Source organism: Teredinibacter franksiae, assembly GCF_014218805.1.
In the GTDB taxonomy this organism is placed as follows: Bacteria; Pseudomonadota; Gammaproteobacteria; order Pseudomonadales; family Cellvibrionaceae; genus Teredinibacter; species Teredinibacter franksiae.
Genome location: NZ_JACJUV010000001.1, coordinates 4,207,716 through 4,223,372 on the forward strand (window position 1 = coordinate 4,207,716; position 15,657 = coordinate 4,223,372).

The following is a 15,657-nucleotide window of genomic DNA, read 5'->3' on the forward strand; positions in this document are numbered from 1 at the left end:
TTGCTATAGGCAGGGGTGTTTCATTAGCCCTTGTTGTTCAAATTCTTCACGGGAAAATTCGAAATAGCGGCCGTCGCCACGGCCAAACCAGCAAAGTTCCTTCGTAAGTTGCAAATGCCATAATTCCTGGGTGTCTGGCTTTTTTCCAACAAACGCTTTGGGCGATAGTACTGCCGTATTGATGCCCTCAGCATCGCGCGCCGATGGGTACCAAAAAAAATCGGCCCCGGCTTGGCGTAAATGACTGCCTAGTTCTTGAGTGAACCGCCAGCTGTCAGAATATGTGAGTACTTCTCGTATGTCAGAAAAGACATCGGTACACAGGTTGCAGCCTTTTTGGCTTTTAAGGCGTATGGAAAATAGTGTGCGTGAGTCTTTGATTTCGGCGAGCTCACCTATGGTTTCTGGCCCTTGTTGGAAAAGCCAGAGATATACGGCCGCTTCGATTAGTGCGGTCTTTTTGTGATTGGCAGCGTAAAAGATACCTTGCTCCCACTCAGAACCGTAACGGGAGCCATATTGCAGAGGTGGGTAGCGGAACGGTGTTGCCAGCAGGTATGACAGGCTTTCACAGCCTTCGGGCAGCGGTGGTTTACTGCTGTCGAGTAGCTGCTCCAGGCGAAGCTGCTCTTCGGCGTTTTTGGTGATTGCTCGAGTGGCGGCGGTCTCCTGTGTTTCCACCACTCGCCAACATAGGCCTACTAGGGGTGTAAGCTGTTGTTCCAGTGTTTCTACACTGGGAATGTTTGGCATCTAAATTTTGCCTCGCATCGCATCTAGGTACCAGATAACTCGCCCAAGCCCCATAGCCGACTGAATAAGCTCAACGGGTTTCTCGTTGGCGAGGTGGCGGTTGGGGGTGGTCATCCAGTGCTTCATCGCCTGTTGGTTTCCCCCGAGAATGGCATAGAGAGAGCGATAAATACGGATAACGAGAAGAGCCAGTTCAAAAGCTTTGCTACTACTTGAAATGGCTTCATCGTTTGCGAGATTGTTGGTCGCTCGCTTCTTCATGCGTGCGATAGTCGCTCGAGATACGCCGATGGCCGCCGCCGTTTGTTCTTGCGTTACACCAAGAAAGCGGCTGGCTTCCATTAAGCTATTGGCCACTATAGCGCTATTACTGGGGAGAGTGTTTACCTTCATTGCCAGCCTCATTTGAAACGTTTCTTGTCGTAATTGTGTCAAATGAGGTGTTTTTGTGCAAGTTTTATTCTATGTCGAAAGTGAACGAGCCGCTGAGATTATCTCCGGTTTCGGTTGATAAGTTGAAGCTTCCGGCGGCGGAAAATTCACCAACGGAGTCAATGGTCACGCTTCCTGCCGTGGCTGCTACATAGAAGGGGGCGTCAGTAGTGCCGCCGAACTCAACTGAAGTAAGAATCGCTGATGCATTTACAGTATTTAGATTCTCATGGCTGCCAACGGTATAGGTTCCTGGAGTGACGGAGTCGCCGAAACTGATTTCCAGTGCCAGCCTGCCGCTTTCATAGGGTACTGCGAGTGTAATTACCCCTATGCGGCTGGGTGGAATCTCTTCCCCGCTGTCTAGGTTGGTTATCTCTGTATAGATGTCACGGTTAGATGCACATACGCCGCTAGTTGCATTTAAATCTGTGTATTGGTCCGAGGTGAAGGTGAGCGTGCCTTGGTTGAACTGGCTTTGATTCGACATTAAAGCGAGGTCCATTTGACCCAGTTGTTCATTCTGGCACGCAAAAGTAATGCGGTAGTGATCATCGGTTACGAGAAAATAGCGGGTATCAATCTCGGTATCACACTGCCAAAACTCGGCGAGGCCAAAATCTTCGCTATTGGACAATTGTGCATCGTTATCGAAATCGATCACCTCTAGGGGCTCACTGGGTAGGGCGTTGCACTGGGTTACCGTTGAGTTTGAACCTGACATATCGATCAGCATCGTGGTATTGGCCACTAGGTCGATATGGGTATCTAGATTAAAAACTTCGCCGAAAAATTCAAAATCGACAATGTAGTCGGCGGTCATGTCCACGCTCATTCGCCATACCCCCGGCTTAGCTAAATAGTCGAAATCATCTGAGCTAATTTCGGTAAGAGAACCATCAGCGCTGCGTGAGCCTGAATTATTGGGTGTGTTACCTTCGCTTTTACCGTTACTGCCTCCGCAGGCGCTAAGGGTTGCGATGAGTATCATGGCGATGAATGAACGAATCGTGAGACTAGGTGAAATCTGTGTACGGAAAAATTGAACGTTAAGCAAAGCTCGTCTCCTTGTTTTGGTGAGTCCTTGAGTGGGCGCTAGTTGGTTGTGACCGTCAATAGATTACACCTCAAGTACTTAATTGGTTCAAGCAATCATTACGGCGGAACGAGGGAGCTAAAAGTTTAGTGGGGCTTGTGGCGGTGTTCTGGAGTGGGTCGGTGTTGAGAGGGGAGGTTGGAGCAGGTTTTTGTCGTTTGTCAGTCTGGCAGAGTAATACCAGACTGACAAAGACTATTCAACAATTGCCAGAGGGAGGGATTATTGCTTTGTTTCTCTTGCGATTGCTCGGTAGGCAATATCTGTTCGCATGTAAACATCTTCCCAGTGGATGTTGTTGGCAAGTGTATAGGCGTTTTTCTGTGCTTCGGTAACGGTGTTACCCAGCGCGGTTGCGCATAACACTCGGCCGCCATTGGTGACCACTTTCCCGTTTTTCAGTGAAGTGCCGGCATGGAATATTTTTGCATTTTCGGACTCGCCGTTCCCTAGGCCTTCGATTAATATACCTTTAGCGTAACTGCCTGGGTATCCACCTGCCGCTAAAACCACGCCAACTGAAGGCCGAGAATCCCACTCGGTGTTGCAGGTACTTAGGGAGCTATCTAGAGCTGACTGGCAAAGTTCAACGAGATCTGATTTTAAGCGAAGCATAATCGGTTGAGTTTCTGGATCGCCAAATCGGCAGTTATATTCGATAACTTTTGGCGTGCCATCTGCGTCGATCATTAACCCAGCGTAGAGAAAGCCGGTATAGCTGTTACCTTCTGCTGCCATGCCGCGTACGGTGGGCATAATGACTTCGTCCATAATGCGCTGATATATGTCGTTTGTGACCACAGGAGCTGGGGAGTAGGCGCCCATACCACCGGTATTTAACCCTGAATCGCCATCACCTGCGCGCTTGTGATCTTGACTGGTGGCCATAGGCAGCACATTTTTACCGTCGGCAATAACAATAAAGCTGGCTTCTTCGCCTTGCAGGAATTCTTCTATTACCACCCGACAACCAGCTTCACCGAAGGCATTGCCGGAGAGCATGTCGATTACCGCGTCTTCTGCTGTTTTTATGTCGTCAGCCACGATTACACCTTTGCCGGCCGCCAGGCCATCGGCTTTGACAACAATGGGGGCACCCTTTTCTTTGAGGTAGGCGAGCGCGGGCTCTAGCTCGGTAAAGGTTTGATACTCGGCCGATGGAATATTGTGGCGAGCGAGGAAGTCTTTGGTAAAAGATTTCGAGCCTTCTAGCTGCGCTGCACCCTGTGACGGACCGAAACAAGCTAAGCCTTCGGCTTGAAATTTATCTACTATACCTTCAACCAGTGGTGCTTCAGGACCAACAATACTAAGGTCGATGTTGTTGGTTTTGGCAAACTGAATAAGCTCTTCAAATGCCATAACGTCGATAGCAACATTTTCCATTTTATTTTCTGTTGCTGTGCCTGCATTGCCGGGAGCAACGAACACTTTTTCTACTTTAGGGTTTTGCGCAGCTTTCCAGGCGAGTGCGTGCTCTCGACCACCGGAGCCTATTACCAGTATTTTCATTTGTTATTGTCCGATTGTTACGTTCCCGCCGAAGCGGGAACGATAATTTATTGCTGGATTCTCGTTACCTTAAAAATGCTTCTATTTAGTGACGAAAATGACGCATGCGTGTAAACACCATGGCCATACCGTGCTCATCGGCAGCGGCGATAACCTCGTCATCACGCATGGAACCACCGGGCTCGATAACGGCAGTAATACCGGCGGAGGCGGCGTTATCAATACCGTCACGGAAGGGAAAGAATGCATCGGAAGCCATGACCGATCCCTTTACCTCAAAGCCTGCATGCTCAGCTTTTATCGCGGCAATACGTGCTGAATTAACGCGGCTCATTTGCCCTGCACCAACACCGATAGTTTGGTTGTTTTTGGCGTAAACAATGGCATTGGATTTGACCAATTTGGCTACCTTCCAAGAAAATAGTAGGTCGCGAATCTCTTCTTCTGTTGGTGGGCGCTTGGTGACAACTTCCAAGTCGGATTCGGTGATCATGCCGTTGTCGCTATCTTGTACTAGCAGTCCGCCGTAAACGCGCTTGTAGTCGAAAGAGTGGGCGTTTTGTGTTTGCCATTGGCCGCATTCGAGTAGGCGAACGTTTTTCTTGGCGCTGACAATTTTACTGGCTTCGGCAGAAACCGAAGGGGCAATAATCACTTCAACAAATTGTTTTTCCACAATGGCTTTTGCGGTGTTGGCATCTAGCGGCTGGTTAAACGCAATGATTCCACCGAAGGCTGACTCTGGATCGGTTGCGAATGCCTTTTCGTAAGCTTCGAGAAGTGATTCGCCTAGTGCAACACCACAAGGGTTTGCATGTTTAACGATTACGCAGGCCGCAGCTGTAAATTGCTTAACGGTTTGTAGTGCTGCGTCTGTGTCGGCAACATTATTGAACGAGAGCTCTTTGCCTTGCAGTTGTTTTGCTGTGACTATGCTTGCGTCGGTGCAATTTTTTTCTTTATAAAATGCAGCTTGTTGGTGTGGGTTTTCACCGTAGCGCATACCTTGAATTTTTTCGAACTGTAGGTTAAATGTGCGCGGAAACTTTTCTTCGCCAGCGTTGACCTTCTGGCCGAGATAGTTGGCGATGGCTCCATCGTATGCAGATGTGTGCTCGAAGGCCTGCACAGATAAATCGAAGCGGGTGTCTCGGCTCAGGGAGCCACTGTTGTTCGCCATTTCTTCGAGTACTTTAGTGTAGCTGTTGGCGTTCACTACTATAGCCACGTCGTTAAAGTTTTTTGCGGCTGCGCGCACCATTGTTGGGCCACCGATATCGATATTTTCAATAGCGGTGGGTAGATCGCAATCGGGGTTGGCAATGGTTTGTTCAAAGGGATAAAGGTTCACCACTACCATGTCGATTGGGTTGATGCCGTGTTCCTGCATCACGTTGTCGTCAATGCCTCGGCGCGCGAGGATACCGCCGTGTACTTTGGGGTGAAGGGTTTTTACTCGGCCGCTCATCATTTCTGGGAAGCCCGTGTAATCGGAGATTTCGATTGCCGGAATACTGCTGTCCCGTAAGAGTTTGTATGTACCGCCGGTAGACAGAATTTCAACGCTTTGTTTGGTTAGCGCTGCGGCAAATTCAACGATGCCGGTTTTGTCGGAAACACTAATAAGTGCGCGACGTACAGTTACGTAGTCTGAGACAGTTGTCATGGGTGGGTGCGTTCCTGTTAAAAAGGAGTTTATCTGTTGGTAACTAACGTGCCGGAGCCGCTTCGAAACAGATTATGCCGGTTAAAGGGCTGTTGTAGAGGGCTACTGGGCAGGTTCCGGAAGTTTGTTGTTGCATCGAGCAACGCCTTAACCAGCATTGTTAGGTTTAATCATGATGGCGAAAGTGTTGCCTGAATGGACAGCCGGTTAGCACTGGCTGCCCTTTACACTTAAATATGTTTTAGGGTTTAGCTGTTAAAGCAGGCCGTACTGCTTCAGTTTTTTTCGCAGTGTGCCGCGGTTCAAGCCAAGAACATGGGCTGCGCGAGTTTGGTTATGACGGGTGTATTTCATAACCACTTCCAGCATGGGCGCTTCCACTTCTGCTAGAACCATATCGTACACGTCACTTACATCCTGCCCGTCTAGGTGCTGGAAGTAGTTAGATACGGCTTTTTCAACACTATCCCTTAGTGAAGGCTCCTGTGTACTATTGTGCTGCTCTCCGTTTGTTGGCTGAGTTGTCAATTCTCGCGCGCCTTCTCTCAGTAGCGTATCCGCTGTATTCATGCTGCATTTTCCTCATGTGTTGCTGGCCGTTGGAAGTAATTCTGCAGGGCCTCTAGTTGTGATGATAATGTGTCTAATTGGTTAAAGATTTGAAGGAAATGTTGCGTGTTTTGGTAGCGTTGTAGATACCAGCTCACGTGCTTTCGCGCAATACGAACTCCCTTCAATTCTCCGTAAAACGATGTCAATTCTTTTAAGTGCCACACCAGCGTTTTGTAAACAGCTTTCATATCAGGTGGGGCGCAATGTGTTCCTTGGTTTAAATACTGTTGTATCTGTTGGAATATCCAGGGGTTTCCAAAAGCCCCGCGGCCAATCATGACCGCCGCTGCGCCGGTGTGGTCTAACACTTTGCGAGCTTTTTCCGGGCAGTTGATGTCGCCATTGGCAAAAACGGGTATTTCAACGCTTTGCGCAATTTTTGCAATGGTGTCGTATTCTGCTTCTCCGTTAAACCGGCAGGCACGAGTGCGGCCGTGAACCGCGAGGGCTGCAATACCGATGTTTTCGGCCATTCGGGCAATTGCGGGCCCGTTTCTGTTGTCGCTGTCCCAGCCCGTTCTGATTTTAAGTGTCACGGGTACAGTAACGGCGGTTATTACCGACTCAAGAATCTGAGCAACGAGCTTTTCATCCTTGAGCAGTGCTGAACCCGCCAGTTTTCTACATACTTTTTTTGCTGGGCAGCCCATATTGATATCAATAATTTGAGCGCCAGTCGTTACCGCTTGTTGCGCGGCTTCGGCCATCATCCGCGGATCGCTGCCGGCGATCTGGACGCTTACGGGTAGTACTTCCTGTGACTGCCCGGACAGACGAGAGCGCGTTTTTTTACTATCCCAAAGCCGGGTATCACTGGTAATCATTTCAGATGTAGCAAGGCCTGCCCCGTATTGGCGGCACAAGCGGCGAAAGGGCGCGTCAGTTACGCCTGCCATGGGCGCAAGAAGACTGCGGCTTTCGATGGTATAGGATCCAATTTGGAACAAACGATTCTCCCCAAAAGAATGGCTTGCGGTTACATCTGAGAGCCTTTAGCAGGCTTGTGGTGATGCGCGATTCGGTTTCCCCTGAGCCACCTTTATCTCATATCTACACGGGTAGATCTATTGAGAATCAAGAGCAGACTGTTGTCGCGCTAAGCTTTTTTGATGGGCAAACTCGCCGCCAAAAAAGGGTGGCTATAATACCCGTTGTTGAGCTTCTTGGGAATGCATAAATTGACCAGATTGGTCAAAAAAGTAGCAATATCAAGAGTAAAAATGCATTAATTTGCGATGCTTATACGATAGCCCACAGCCGCTGGGCCGGGATCAACGATTTCTAGCGTAATATGAATGGGTTGGCGGCTGGGCATATCGCGCCTGCCGGCCAGTTCGCCGCCAAGGTATTCGTCAGGATTAAACCTTCGGGCTGTTACGGGCTTGTCCTGCATATCCGTGAAAACGAGGTCGAGGGCCGGGAAAGATTGAGGGTAGGGGGCTGAGTTTTGTAATACCGCATCTACCACTAGCGCGCCGGACTGATCTGGGTGGCTTCGGACAACGAGGTTGACTGCCCGAATTTCTGTACGATTGAGCAATGGCGCGAGTTCACAGCCTGTAATATTGCATATCGCACCGTAGTAGCTGCGATAGGGCTCGACTCGGTTTAGTTTGTCGAATTGTAGCCATGCAATTTGTGTGGCCAAAGCAAGCCCCATGATCGTTATGAGTGGGACCCATAGCAGCCTCGACTCCAAAAATGAGTAGTTGCGTTTGTAAGCAAATTCTACAGGCTCGGGTTCGATTGCGTGTATATAGTGTTGTTGCCCTGGTGGCTCAGGGTGGCTGTCCTCGGCAATACTCTCCAATTCGTTTATGGATGGTTCTATTGCAGTAAAAACCGGCTGGTGCCGTTTTTTGCCGTAGTGGTTTTCTCTGTACTCACCTTCGTTTTTGTCGTCTTCGTTATAGTTACCCGGTTCAGGCGCCTGTTCGCTAAAATCTCTTGGTGAGCTTACATCCGCATCGGAAATTACGGGTTCTGTAAAGCTGGTATCGTAGACGTGGTACTCGTCTAGTTCAGGTTCTGTTGGGTCTTCAGGTTCATCTATGGCTTCGTAGGCGCCAGTATCCTTGCGAAAGGTAGGTAAGTCCTCATCATCGGAGGATTCTATTAGGTCCAGCGCCCAAGATTCATCTGATTTCTCATCGTCGTCATCATCGCCTCCGTTAATTGGGTCTCGTTCAAACAGGTTGGTATCCTGTGAGCCTAATGACTTGCTGTAGAGGATGTTGTCGTTAAAGTCTGCATCAAAGCCTTTGTTCGCGGGGGTGGCATCTGCGCCATCGAGCGGCATGTCGTCGCTTATCAGAATATCATCGTCGTCTTCAGTAGGCTGCTTTGGCGGCGGGGCTTTTTTTGCAGGTGCGGGGCTCGATTTGGGTTTGGATTTGGGTTTCGGAGACGATTTTTTTGCTGTTTTGGGGGGCGGCGGCGCCGTGGCTGCTGTCTCAACTGCGGCCATTTGTAGTGTGGGTTGCACTAAATGGTCACGAGCGTTAAAAATATTCAAACATGAACCACACCGCACAGCACCTTTGGCCGATTTTAAATGGGCCTCGGTAATGCGAAAAGATGTACTGCATTTAGGGCAGCGTGTGATGGTGTCGGTCATGCGGGGGTTATCCTAGAATCTTCCTTAGGTTTGTATCCTAATGCTTTATGAACTATAGACTTGTGTGCAGTTTATACGCTCTCGATTAAGGCGTAAATCAGGCTGGAGCTCTTAGGCGACAGAACTGGCGCACAAAATTGTTAGCTTCGCGCAGTTCCGGTTACGCAAATCCATTCTTCTTTCTCTCTAATGTCGTCGATTATGATGTTTTCTTCGTATGCGGCGACAATAGCATTCCTCTGTGTCCTCAATACACCAGATAGGCATAGCTTGCCGCCTGGTTTGAGGCGTCGTGTGAGTGTCGGGGCCAGTTCAACCAGTGGCCCGGCCAGTATGTTGGCCAATACGGTATCGGCTGGCTGGTCTGGGCAGGCATTTGGGAAGTAAGCCGGAAATTGAGACTGCTCAAGGCCATTGCGCGCAACATTATCTTGAGTTGCGAGTAGGGCTTGTGGGTCGATATCGGTTCCCGTGGCATGGCTGGCGCCGAGCAGTAGCGCGGCAATCCCGAGTATACCCGAGCCACAGCCATAATCGATGACGTTTTGTCCATCAAGCTTTTGTTCTGCTAGCCATTGCAGGCAAAGAAAGGTGGTGGGGTGGGTACCTGTACCAAATGCTAGCCCTGGGTCGAGTAGCAGGTTTACAGCATTTGGGTCGGGCGGAGGGGTCCAGCTCGGGCAGATCCACAGGTTGTCAGCACATTGAATTGGGTGGTAATGGCTCATCCACTCCCGTTCCCAGTCTTTATCTTCGAGTATGCGCCAAACGGCAGAATCCAGGGTTTCGCCTGCTTGTTGGTGATAACTTTCCTGAATGTTTTTCAGGGTTGTTTTTGTGTCGATATCGGCTTCGTATAGGCCTGTTACCCGAGTTTCCCGCCAAAGAGGGGTTTCACCCAGTTGGGGTTCGAAGATGGGTTGGTTCGCGTTATCTTCAAGGGTGACAGCCAGTGAGCCGCTGTCCAATAAGGCATCTTCCGCAATGGGAGCCTTGTCGCGCGAACTGTCTATTCGCAGCTGGAGCCAGGGCATAGGGGTACCTCAGGGTGTGGGGTGCTGTCGCAACCCCTAGGGGTTGCGACATGGGTCGGTTAGAGGCCGAGTTTCTTTTCAAGGTAATGGATGTTCACGCCGCCATCGATAAAGGCTTCATCGCGAACTAGGTCCATTTGTAGACTGGTGTTGGTCTTGATACCGCTTATTACGAGTTCGTCCAATGCGCCTTCCATTCTTTTGAGTGCGCTTTTACGGTCTTCTGCGTGGGTAATGACTTTGGCAATCATGGAGTCGTAGTAGGGTGGTACTTTGTAGCCGCTGTAGAGGTGGGTGTCTACTCTAACACCCAGACCGCCTGGAGCGTGGAAATTACTGACAAGTCCGGGTGAGGGCATGAAAGTGGTTGGATCTTCAGCATTAATACGGCACTCGATGGCATGGCCGTTTACGCGAATGTCTTCTTGGCGCAAACTTAATTTTTCGCCTGCGCATACACGAATTTGTTCCTTGATCAGATCGACGCCAGTGATCATTTCTGACACAGGGTGTTCAACCTGAATACGTGTATTCATTTCGATGAAGTAGAAGTGACCGTCTTCGTAGAGAAATTCGAAAGTGCCAGCACCTTTGTAGCCTATTGCGTTACAAGCTTTAATGCAGGAATCAAACACCTTTTGCCGGGCCTCTTCGTTTATAAGAGGGGCTGGTGCTTCTTCAATAACTTTTTGGTGGCGTCGCTGCATGGAGCAGTCACGGTCGAATAGGTGGACGGTGTTGCCTTGACCATCGGAAATGATCTGTACTTCTACGTGACGGGGATTTTGTAGGAATTTTTCCATATAAACCGTATCGTCACCAAAAGCGGCTTTGGCTTCCGCTTTGGTTACTTGGACGGAGGTCCAAAGGCTGGCTTCGGTGTGCACAACACGCATACCGCGACCGCCGCCGCCAGAGGCAGCCTTAATAATGACCGGGAAGCCAATTTTGCGGCCAATTTTTACGCAGGCTTCTGGGTCGTGGGGCAATGGGCCGTCAGAGCCGGGAACGGTCGGTACGCCTGCTTTCTTCATGGATTGAATGGCGGATACTTTGTCGCCCATTAGGCGAATAACATCGGCGTCTGGGCCGATAAAAACAAAACCGCTTTTTTGAATTTGCTCTGCAAAGTCAGCGTTCTCGGCGAGAAAGCCATAGCCTGGATGAACCGCAATCGAGTCCGTTACTTCCATCGCAGAAATGATGGCTGGGATGTTGAGATAGCTATCGGCGGATGCGTTTGGACCAATGCACACGGACTCGTCGGCTAGCCGAACATGCTTCAGATCTCTATCGGCTTTTGAGTAGACGGCGACAGTTGTAATGCCTAGCTCACGGCAGGCGCGAAGCACACGCAGTGCAATCTCGCCTCGGTTTGCAATGAGGACTTTATTGAACATGGTGTTTACCCTCTTTGCGTCTTAGGCAATAACAAGCAGTGGCTGATCAAATTCTACGGGTTCGCCATCGTCGGCCAGAATGGCTTCGATAACACCCGATTTGTCTGCTTCGATCTGATTCATCATCTTCATCGCCTCAACAATGCAAATGACATCGCCAGCTTTTACCGATTGCCCTACTTCAACAAAAGGTGAGGAGTCGGGGCTGGGGGAGCGGTAAAAGGTGCCTACCATAGGTGACACTACTTGATGACCACTGGGGGCCGCCGCTGGAGGTGCTTCAGCCGGCGCTACTGGAGCAGCCGCTGCTGGGGCGGCGGGTACCGGCTGATAGGCTGGTTGATACATCGGTTGCATCGCAGGGTTGGCCGCTGAGCGCGAGCCACGGCTAATGCGCACAGATTCTTCCCCTTCCTTGATTTCCAACTCTTCAACGTTGGATTCTTCCAGTAACTCAATCAGTTTCTTAATTTTGCGAATGTCCATTATGGCCTCTCGGTAACAAGCGCTTTTAGTTAGGGTGAAATATAGGAGAAAGCTATTCTTGGCTTTCTAAATGTATAAATGCTGCCTGCAGAGCTAATTCGTAACTCTGAGCGCTGAAGCCGCAGATAACACCTTTTGCCAAATCAGAAAAATAAGAATGATGACGAAAGGGTTCGCGGCTGAATACGTTAGACATGTGGCACTCCACAAAGGGGATATCCACTGCCGCCAGCGCGTCTCTAAGTGCGACGCTGGTGTGAGTAAAACCGGCGGGGTTGATCACAATAAAATCGACACCTTCATTGCGAGCGTCGTGAATGCGATCGATCAGTTCGTACTCAGCATTACTTTGAAGGGCGTGAAGATGATGTCCCTTTTCAATACATAGCGAGGTAAGCTTTTGGTTGATGTCGGCAAGAGTCGTAGAGCCGTAGACTTCGGGTTCGCGGGTGCCCAACAGATTTAGGTTGGGGCCGTGTAACACCAGAATCGTTGCCATTGGGCTTTTCCTACCTGTTTGAGTGAGAGAATGCTTTCGAAGTCAAAATTGATTCTAAATTGCGGCGATTTGTACCGATATTGTTATAGTCGGTGGATAAATGTGCTGCACTTTAGCGTTGAACGCGATTTTGCCCAAATTACCGCACCTTGTCTATTGAAAGTTGCGACTTAACTCACTTTCAGCGAAGTTGACCTCTAAATTAGCGAAGATCACGAAAAAATACCTAGTTAATACTCACTCGGCGATAGATCGGTTCAGCGCATCAATAATGCTATCGGGGGTTAAAAGTTGGGGCAGTATTTCCGGCTCCGCGTTGATTGTATTTGGAATACCATATACAGAGGAATACCGCTTCGGTTGTAGCGTTTGAGTAATGCGGCAATGTCGTCATCAGGGTTGGTCCAGTCACCAACTAGAAGCGTTACGCCAAGCTCTTCCGCACGGGCAAAAAATGCCTTGGAACTGAAGGCTACAGTTTCGTTCACTTTACACGTTATACACCAGTCTGCCGTGAGGTTTACGAACACAGGTTTTCCTGTCTGATTTAAGGCCTGAAGGCGCGCGGGCGTATAGGGCTCCCAGTTTTCGTAGTGGTTGGATGCGCTTCCAGTGAAGGAGCGGATTTGCCAGGTGAGGTGTGCAGCTGCAAGGAGGCAGACAACAATAAGGCCGCGAAGCGCAAGCTTTTTCCCTAGAGTCTGAGGTGAAAACTGGGTAAGCCAGAGCGCAAAGGTGATGAGCAGTGCGCCGGTTAATACATACGCGGTTCCTGTGCTGCCTGATTGGTGGCCGAGCACCCAGAGTAGCCAGATGCAGGTTGCCAGCAATGGAAAGGCGAGAATCTGTTTGAGTGTTTCCATCCATGCGCCCGGTTTGGGCATGTAGTTCGCCAGCTTTGGGCTGTAGCTCAGAGCGAGAAACGGCAGTGCCATACCAAAGCCAAGGCTGGCAAAAATAATTAATGCTACGAATACCGACTGCGTTAGCGCCACTCCCAGAGCCGGAGCCATAAAAGGTGCCGTGCAGGGGCTGGCTACAACAGCGGCAAGCACGCCGGTAAAGAACGAGGACCGTACGCCGCTGCCAGAGGTAAGCGCCTGGCCGGCGCCCATAAACTGAGTGCCGATATGGAACATGCCAAACAGGCTCAAGCCCATTACCAAAAAAAGGTAAGCGAGAATGGCGACAAAGACGGGCTGTTGGAGCTGGAAGCCCAGCCCAGCATTTCGCCTGCTTGGCGTGCGGTCAGGATAATAGCGGCCGCAACCAAAAAAGAGCCCACTACACCGGCGGTATAGGCCCAGCCATGGGTGTGCTGCTTGTGGTCGGCGTGGCCACTGGAGGCAAAGCTTAAAGCTTTGAGTGACAGAACTGGAAAAACGCACGGCATTAGGTTAAGAATGAGCCCTCCAAGTAGAGCACCTAAGATAATGGCGGGCAGAAATGGGCTTTCGGGTGGTGTGTTTTGAGCCTGCGTGACGGGGTTGGCGGCACTCGCTGTTGTTTTGAGCTGAGACCCCTCTAGTTCAGTGACTGCACCCTTGGCGTCAACTTGGAAATATTGTTTTCGCGGAGGGTAAAAGAGGCCGGCGTCTGCGAGCCCTGAGAGGTAACTTTAATACCTAACACATACAAACGCAGGGTAATACACAGCATAGCTAGGCCCTACGAAAAAAAGTTACCGCTCAGGGCTCGCAGACGCCGGCCTCTGTTACCCTCCGCGAAAACAATATTTCCAAGTTGACGCCAAGGGTGCAGTCACTGAACTAGAGGGGTCTCAGCTCAAAACAACAGCGAGTGCCGCCAACCCCGTCACGCAGGCTCAAAACACACCACCCGAAAGCCCATTTCTGCCCGCCATTATCTTAGGTGCTCTACTTGGAGGGCTCATTCTTAACCTAATGCCGTGCGTTTTTCCAGTTCTGTCACTCAAAGCTTTAAGCTTTGCCTCCAGTGGCCACGCCGACCACAAGCAGCACACCCATGGCTGGGCCTATACCGCCGGTGTAGTGGGCTCTTTTTTGGTTGCGGCCGCTATTATCCTGACCGCACGCCAAGCAGGCGAAATGCTGGGCTGGGGCTTCCAGCTCCAACAGCCCGTCTTTGTCGCCATTCTCGCTTACCTTTTTTTGGTAATGGGCTTGAGCCTGTTTGGCATGTTCCATATCGGCACTCAGTTTATGGGCGCCGGCCAGGCGCTTACCTCTGGCAGCGGCGTACGGTCCTCGTTCTTTACCGGCGTGCTTGCCGCTGTTGTAGCCAGCCCCTGCACGGCACCTTTTATGGCTCCGGCTCTGGGAGTGGCGCTAACGCAGTCGGTATTCGTAGCATTAATTATTTTTGCCAGCCTTGGCTTTGGTATGGCACTGCCGTTTCTCGCTCTGAGCTACAGCCCAAAGCTGGCGAACTACATGCCCAAACCCGCCGCATGGATGGAAACACTCAAACAGATTCTCGCCTTTCCATTGCTGGCAACCTGCATCTGGCTACTCTGGGTGCTCGGCCACCAATCAGGCAGCACAGGAACCGCGTATGTATTAACCGGCGCACTGCTCATCACCTTTGCGCTCTGGCTTACCCAGTTTTCACCTCAGACTCTAGGGAAAAAGCTTGCGCTTCGCGGCCTTATTGTTGTCTGCCTCCTTGCAGCTGCACACCTCACCTGGCAAATCCGCTCCTTCACTGGAAGCGCATCCAACCACTACGAAAACTGGGAGCCCTATACGCCCGCGCGCCTTCAGGCCTTAAATCAGACAGGAAAACCTGTGTTCGTAAACCTCACGGCAGACTGGTGTATAACGTGTAAAGTGAACGAAACTGTAGCCTTCAGTTCCAAGGCATTTTTTGCCCGTGCGGAAGAGCTTGGCGTAACGCTTCTAGTTGGTGACTGGACCAACCCTGATGACGACATTGCCGCATTACTCAAACGCTACAACCGAAGCGGTATTCCTCTGTATATGGTATTCCAAATACAATCAACGCGGAGCCGGAAATACTGCCCCAACTTTTAACCCCCGATAGCATTATTGATGCGCTGAACCGATCTATCGCCGAGTGAGTATTAACTAGGTATTTTTTCGTGATCTTCGCTAATTTAGAGGTCAACTTCGCTGAAAGTGAGTTAAGTCGCAACTTTCAATAGACAAGGTGCGGTAATTTGGGCAAAATCGCGTTCAACGCTAAAGTGCAGCACATTTATCCACCGACTATAACAATATCGGTACAAATCGCCGCAATTTAGAATCAATTTTGACTTCGAAAGCATTCTCTCACTCAAACAGGTAGGAAAAGCCCAATGGCAACGATTCTGGTGTTACACGGCCCCAACCTAAATCTGTTGGGCACCCGCGAACCCGAAGTCTACGGCTCTACGACTCTTGCCGACATCAACCAAAAGCTTACCTCGCTATGTATTGAAAAGGGACATCATCTTCACGCCTTCAAAGTAATGCTGAGTACGAACTGATCGATCGCATTCACGACGCTCGCAATGAAGGTGTCGATTTTATTGTGATCAACCCCCGCGGTTTTACTCACACCAGCGTCG

At 50.3% G+C, this 15,657-nt stretch carries 15 protein-coding genes and 1 pseudogene; 2 read left to right on the forward strand and 14 right to left on the reverse strand.

Annotation, left to right across the window (positions count from 1 at the left end):
- Nucleotides 1–3: 3 nt before the first annotated feature.
- The 14 genes from H5336_RS17710 to H5336_RS23090 form a co-directional block, all read right to left on the reverse strand.
- On the reverse strand, nt 4–753 hold the full coding sequence (locus H5336_RS17710) for an RES family NAD+ phosphorylase (protein ID WP_185235547.1): 750 nt from the start codon (nt 751–753) through the stop codon (nt 4–6).
- Nucleotides 754–1,146, reverse strand: a complete 393-nt coding sequence (locus H5336_RS17715; RefSeq protein WP_185235548.1) for an antitoxin Xre/MbcA/ParS toxin-binding domain-containing protein — start codon at nt 1,144–1,146, stop codon at nt 754–756. It lies immediately after the preceding gene.
- Between the two features lie 64 nt (nt 1,147–1,210).
- Nucleotides 1,211–2,242, reverse strand: coding sequence for a hypothetical protein (locus tag H5336_RS17720; RefSeq protein WP_185235549.1), 1,032 nt, complete (start codon nt 2,240–2,242; stop codon nt 1,211–1,213).
- A 261-nt stretch (nt 2,243–2,503) separates the two neighbouring features.
- A complete protein-coding gene (gene purD, locus H5336_RS17725; protein ID WP_185235550.1) occupies nt 2,504–3,793 on the reverse strand; it encodes a phosphoribosylamine--glycine ligase in 1,290 nt (429 codons plus the stop codon).
- Between the two features lie 85 nt (nt 3,794–3,878).
- Complete coding sequence (purH, locus tag H5336_RS17730; RefSeq protein WP_185235551.1) at nt 3,879–5,459, reverse strand: bifunctional phosphoribosylaminoimidazolecarboxamide formyltransferase/IMP cyclohydrolase; 1,581 nt, start codon at nt 5,457–5,459, stop codon at nt 3,879–3,881.
- 255 nt (nt 5,460–5,714) lie between these two features.
- Nucleotides 5,715–6,029, reverse strand: coding sequence for a DNA-binding transcriptional regulator Fis (gene fis / locus H5336_RS17735; protein WP_185235552.1), 315 nt, complete (start codon nt 6,027–6,029; stop codon nt 5,715–5,717).
- Nucleotides 6,026–7,018, reverse strand: a complete 993-nt coding sequence (dusB, locus tag H5336_RS17740) for a tRNA dihydrouridine synthase DusB (protein ID WP_185235553.1) — start codon at nt 7,016–7,018, stop codon at nt 6,026–6,028. Before dusB ends, fis begins: the two co-directional genes overlap by 4 nt.
- A gap of 278 nt (nt 7,019–7,296) precedes the next feature.
- Complete coding sequence (locus H5336_RS17745) at nt 7,297–8,688, reverse strand: DUF3426 domain-containing protein (protein WP_185235554.1); 1,392 nt, start codon at nt 8,686–8,688, stop codon at nt 7,297–7,299.
- A 140-nt stretch (nt 8,689–8,828) separates the two neighbouring features.
- Nucleotides 8,829–9,722: a 50S ribosomal protein L11 methyltransferase gene (prmA, locus tag H5336_RS17750; protein ID WP_185235555.1), complete on the reverse strand. Its 894-nt coding sequence runs from the start codon at nt 9,720–9,722 to the stop codon at nt 8,829–8,831.
- A gap of 59 nt (nt 9,723–9,781) precedes the next feature.
- Nucleotides 9,782–11,122 carry an acetyl-CoA carboxylase biotin carboxylase subunit gene (gene accC / locus H5336_RS17755; protein WP_185235556.1) on the reverse strand — a complete coding sequence of 447 codons (1,341 nt, stop codon included), beginning with the start codon at nt 11,120–11,122 and terminating at the stop codon, nt 9,782–9,784.
- 21 nt (nt 11,123–11,143) lie between these two features.
- Nucleotides 11,144–11,608 carry an acetyl-CoA carboxylase biotin carboxyl carrier protein gene (gene accB / locus H5336_RS17760; protein ID WP_185235557.1) on the reverse strand — a complete coding sequence of 155 codons (465 nt, stop codon included), beginning with the start codon at nt 11,606–11,608 and terminating at the stop codon, nt 11,144–11,146.
- A gap of 52 nt (nt 11,609–11,660) precedes the next feature.
- Nucleotides 11,661–12,107 carry a type II 3-dehydroquinate dehydratase gene (gene aroQ / locus H5336_RS17765; protein WP_185235558.1) on the reverse strand — a complete coding sequence of 149 codons (447 nt, stop codon included), beginning with the start codon at nt 12,105–12,107 and terminating at the stop codon, nt 11,661–11,663.
- 284 nt (nt 12,108–12,391) lie between these two features.
- The gene (locus tag H5336_RS23085) at nt 12,392–13,267 is read right to left on the reverse strand and encodes a protein-disulfide reductase DsbD family protein (protein WP_446697320.1); all 876 of its coding nucleotides are present in this window, start codon (nt 13,265–13,267) and stop codon (nt 12,392–12,394) included.
- Nucleotides 13,267–13,500, reverse strand: a complete 234-nt coding sequence (locus H5336_RS23090) for a hypothetical protein (RefSeq protein WP_246439128.1) — start codon at nt 13,498–13,500, stop codon at nt 13,267–13,269. The genes H5336_RS23085 and H5336_RS23090 overlap by 1 nt, the downstream gene beginning before the upstream one ends.
- A gap of 511 nt (nt 13,501–14,011) precedes the next feature.
- Here H5336_RS23090 and H5336_RS17775 point away from each other — a divergent pair.
- On the forward strand, nt 14,012–15,121 hold the full coding sequence (locus tag H5336_RS17775) for a protein-disulfide reductase DsbD family protein (protein ID WP_246439129.1): 1,110 nt from the start codon (nt 14,012–14,014) through the stop codon (nt 15,119–15,121).
- Between the two features lie 284 nt (nt 15,122–15,405).
- Nucleotides 15,406–15,657, forward strand: a pseudogene (locus tag H5336_RS17780) (type II 3-dehydroquinate dehydratase); the annotation flags it as partial.

Excerpts from the sequence above, each read along its gene's own strand:
- H5336_RS17775 (WP_246439129.1), top strand. The coding sequence starts at position 14,012 with ATGCCGTGCGTTTTTCCAGTTCTGTCACTCAAAGCTTTAAGCTTTGCC.
- purH (WP_185235551.1), bottom strand. The coding sequence starts at position 5,459 with ATGACAACTGTCTCAGACTACGTAACTGTACGTCGCGCACTTATTAGT.
- accC (WP_185235556.1), bottom strand. The coding sequence starts at position 11,122 with ATGTTCAATAAAGTCCTCATTGCAAACCGAGGCGAGATTGCACTGCGT.
- H5336_RS23090 (WP_246439128.1), bottom strand. The coding sequence starts at position 13,500 with ATGCCGTGCGTTTTTCCAGTTCTGTCACTCAAAGCTTTAAGCTTTGCC.
- accB (WP_185235557.1), bottom strand. The coding sequence starts at position 11,608 with ATGGACATTCGCAAAATTAAGAAACTGATTGAGTTACTGGAAGAATCC.
- H5336_RS23085 (WP_446697320.1), bottom strand. The coding sequence starts at position 13,267 with ATGGGCTTGAGCCTGTTTGGCATGTTCCATATCGGCACTCAGTTTATG.
- H5336_RS17710 (WP_185235547.1), bottom strand. The coding sequence starts at position 753 with ATGCCAAACATTCCCAGTGTAGAAACACTGGAACAACAGCTTACACCC.
- H5336_RS17745 (WP_185235554.1), bottom strand. The coding sequence starts at position 8,688 with ATGACCGACACCATCACACGCTGCCCTAAATGCAGTACATCTTTTCGC.
- aroQ (WP_185235558.1), bottom strand. The coding sequence starts at position 12,107 with ATGGCAACGATTCTGGTGTTACACGGCCCCAACCTAAATCTGTTGGGC.
- prmA (WP_185235555.1), bottom strand. The coding sequence starts at position 9,722 with ATGCCCTGGCTCCAGCTGCGAATAGACAGTTCGCGCGACAAGGCTCCC.
- fis (WP_185235552.1), bottom strand. The coding sequence starts at position 6,029 with ATGAATACAGCGGATACGCTACTGAGAGAAGGCGCGCGAGAATTGACA.
- purD (WP_185235550.1), bottom strand. The coding sequence starts at position 3,793 with ATGAAAATACTGGTAATAGGCTCCGGTGGTCGAGAGCACGCACTCGCC.
- H5336_RS17715 (WP_185235548.1), bottom strand. The coding sequence starts at position 1,146 with ATGAAGGTAAACACTCTCCCCAGTAATAGCGCTATAGTGGCCAATAGC.